This is a genomic window from Sulfurovum sp. bin170 (assembly GCF_010892395.1).
Lineage (GTDB): Bacteria > Campylobacterota > Campylobacteria > Campylobacterales > Sulfurovaceae > UBA1140.
This window is the reverse complement of sequence record NZ_JAACKB010000444.1, coordinates 1-3,937: the sequence shown is the minus strand read 5'-3', so window position 1 is coordinate 3,937 and position 3,937 is coordinate 1. Positions and strand designations below refer to the sequence as shown.

At 37.8% G+C, this 3,937-nt stretch carries 2 protein-coding genes; one reads left to right on the top strand and one right to left on the bottom strand.

The features are described from left to right. Positions 1-37 precede the first annotated feature (37 nt). Positions 38-1,141, bottom strand: coding sequence for a redox-regulated ATPase YchF (gene ychF / locus GSY74_RS10490; protein WP_164665064.1), 1,104 nt, complete (start codon positions 1,139-1,141; stop codon positions 38-40). 216 nt (positions 1,142-1,357) lie between these two features. Here ychF and GSY74_RS10485 point away from each other — a divergent pair, with 216 nt between their 5' ends. Then, positions 1,358-3,607, top strand: a complete 2,250-nt coding sequence (locus GSY74_RS10485) for a glutamine--tRNA ligase/YqeY domain fusion protein (protein ID WP_164665062.1) — start codon at positions 1,358-1,360, stop codon at positions 3,605-3,607. Positions 3,608-3,937 lie beyond the last annotated feature (330 nt).

Sequence of the window (3,937 nt, the reverse complement as noted above, 5' to 3'; positions counted from 1 at the left end):
TTATTGTTTTTTATTTAAATTTAATATAAATAAAATTTTAAACATTGAATCTAAAATGCATCACATCACCATCTTGGACGATATACTCTTTCCCCTCAAGACGGTTTTTCCCTGCATCTTTAGCTCCATTTTCACCGTTGTATTTGATGAAGTCATCATAGGAGATAACCTCTGCACGGATAAATCCTTTCTCAAAGTCGTTATGTATAACAGCGGCCGCTTTTGGAGCCGTTGTATTTTGTCTAATAGTCCATGCTCGAACCTCTTTCACCCCTGCTGTGAAGTAAGACATGAGTCCTAGTTTATCAAACCCTTTATGTATGATTTGGTCTAGTCCACTTTCGGTTACTCCAAGGTCAGATAACATCTCTTCTCTCTCATCTTCATCAAACTCGACCATCTCCTCTTCTATCTTTGCACAGAGTTTAATAACCTCATAATTTCGCTCATCTGCATAAGCTCTTAGAACTTTAACAAATTCATTGTCTTCATCCAAGCTATCCTCATCAACATTGGCTCCATAGATAATCTCTTTAGATGTTAGTAGACGCAAATCCTTATTGATGGCTAAAAAAGCATCCTCTTCAATATCAGGAAAAGTAGAGACAGGATTATCATTCTCTACATGTTCTAGTAGTGCTTCAGCAGTAGCAAGTTGTGCTTTAGCCTCTTTATCATTACCTTTGGCTTTTTTCTTAAGTGAATCAACGCGTTTTATAATAGCATCCAAATCAGCAAAAAGAAGCTCCTGCTCGATAATCTCAACATCACGAATAGGGTCGATGGAACCCTCAACATGCACCACATTCTCATCTTCAAAACATCTAACAATATGCAAGATAACCTCTGTCTCACGAATATTAGAGAGAAATTTATTTCCAAGCCCTTCACCCTTACTAGCCCCTTTGACAAGACCTGCAATGTCTACAAAATCAAGTGTAGAGTATTGAATCTTCTCAGGGTTAACGATTTTAGCTAACTCTTCTAATCGTGTATCAGGTACAGGTACTACTGCTTTGTTTGGTTCTATTGTACAGAAAGGGTAGTTTGCACTCTCTGCATTTTGTGCTTTTGTTAGGGCGTTGAATGTGGTTGACTTACCTACATTTGGTAGTCCTACTAGTCCGATGCTTAATCCCATATTATATGTTCCTTAGTCAAAAAATAATTGCGTGATTTTAGCTAAATCTTTGTGAAGAGAGGGTTATATGCTATTTGAAAAATTTTGATTTACACTTATATTCTTTTTTATTCTTCCCAAATTTCACTTCTCTTCTCTTTCACAACAAAACAATAAGCACTAATCTGTTAAAATACACCCCTTATAAAAGTCTCCAAATCAAAAGGTTTAATAATAATGAATAAGAGCAAAGATTTTTTACGCAGAATAGTAGAAGAAGATTTAAAATCAGGCAAATATCAAGAAGTTGTTACAAGATTTCCTCCTGAGCCTAATGGATTTCCACACATCGGTCATGCCAAATCTATCACCATCAATTTTGGTATTGCCAAGGATTACCAAGGGCATTGTAACCTTAGAATGGATGATACCAATCCAACCACAGAAGACACCAAATATGTGGAGGCTCTCAAAGATGCTGTGCAGTGGCTTGGGTTTGAGTGGGATGAGCAGGTTCATTTTACCTCTGATTATTTTCCTAAACTACATGATTATGCCGTTGAACTTATTAAAATGGGTAAGGCGTATGTTGACAGCTTAACCGAAGAGGAGATACGAGAATATCGTGGAACGGTTACAGAGGCAGGAAAAAGAAGCAAATATGGGCAAAGAACCGTCCAAGAGAACTTAGACCTTTTTGAAAGAATGAAAAATGGCGAGTTCAAAGATGGCGAACATGTATTAAGAGCCAAAATTGATATGTCATCGGCTAACATGAAAATGCGTGACCCACTTCTGTATCGTATCAGACACGCACACCATTTTAGAGCAGGGGATGCGTGGTCTATCTACCCGATGTATGACTTTGCCCACTGTTTGTCTGATTATATTGAAGGGGTTTCGCACTCAATCTGTACGCTAGAGTTTGAAAACAACCGTGATATTTATGATTGGGTGCTAGATACATTGGGGCTTGTGACTCCAAGACCTTACCAGCATGAGTTTGCACGATTGGGTATTAACTATACGGTCATGAGTAAACGAAAGCTTTTAGAGTTGGTCGAAGGTGGAGTTGTTAGTGGATGGGATGACCCCCGTTTACCTACCATTGCAGGATACAAAAGAAGAGGTTATACGCCTGAATCTATCTTGAACTTTTGTGATGGGATAGGTATAGCAAAAGCCAATTCGATGGTTGATGTAGCACAGCTTGAATTTGCTATAAGAGATGATTTAAACCCAAAAGTACCACGAGTGATGTGTGTACTTAACCCTCTAAAAATTACTATCGAAAACTATGAGGGTGTTGAAGAGATTGATGCCCCATACTACCCACACGATGTACCCAAAGAGGGGTCAAGAAAACTCCCTTTTTCTAAAGAGATTTACATTGACCAAAACGACTTTGATGAAAATCCTCCAAAAGGTTATTTCCGTCTTACCCCTCTTCAACCTGTAAGGCTTAAGTATGCTTATATCATCACTTGTAAAGAGGTCATAAAAGATACTAATGGTAATGTGGTAGAGATAAAAGCTGAGTATCACGCTGATTCTAAAAGTGGTTCAGACACGAGTGGAATCAAAGTCAAAAGTGCCATTCAATGGGTGGAGGCAACACAGGCTAAAAGCGTTGAAGTAAGAGTCTATGATAGACTTTTCAAAAATGAAGCTCCCCAAGGTGTAGAGGATATAAATCCAAACTCTCTAAAAATCATTAAAAATGCTCTGATTGAACCTGCTGTAATCACGCAGAGACCAGATGTTAGATTTCAGTTTGAAAGAGAGGGATATTTTTATGCTGACCCTGTTGATTATACTGATGAAAACCCTGTCTTTAATAAAATTGTCGGACTTAAAGAGTCTTCATCTAAAAAGAAAAAAGCACCTCAAAAAACACCTAAGTCTGAACCTAAAAAAGTACAAATAGATGGCGAAGTAGTAGCTATGAGTGAAGAGGAACAAGTACTTTTTGACAAGTACACCAATGAACTTAAACTAAACTTTGAAGTAGCGAACACATTGGCTCGTGACAAAAAACTATCTGATTTTTATGAAGAGGCACTACTAACACTTAACAGTCCTGTGAATATTGCTAATATTGTAACAAACGATGTAGCCAGAGCGTTAAAGCAAAAAGAGACAAGTGAGCTAAAATTTTCTGCCAAACAGATAGCCGAACTTATTAAAATGGTTGATGATGAGCTTATTTCAAGTAAAATTGCTAAACAGGTATTTGAAGAGATGAGCAAAAGTGGAGAGAACCCAACACAAATAGTTGAAGCCAAAGGGCTTGTACAGATAAGTGACCCTGATGTGATTTTGCCTATTATTGATGAGATTATTGCGAAAAATCCTGATAATGTGGAGAAGTTTAGAGCTGGTAATCGTAAGCTTTTGGGCTTTTTTGTTGGGCAGGTTTTGAAAGCTACAAAAGGGAAAGGGAATCCTAAGGTTGTTAATGAGTTGGTGAGTCGGGAGTTGCAGTAAAAGGTTCTCTCACGACTTAAAATTAAAACTCTCATATGCGTATCCCACCGAGGACGGATGGGAACGAGTAAAGGTTCTCTCACGACTCCACCTCGTCCCATTCTCTCCTGAGATGGGATGTAGGGTGTGATTGCTATCACACCTTCGATTTGCATAAGTGTAGACTCTTCTCTTTTAAGCCTTTCGGTGGAATCTCTTTTTTGTGTGAATATTTTTAAATGGTGCGATGGCAATCGCACCCTACGGGTCATTTTACAAACTAATGCAAAGAGACTATTTTCTAAAATAGTATAAAATTGTGACTCTTAGTTTATTTATATCTCTTTTTTA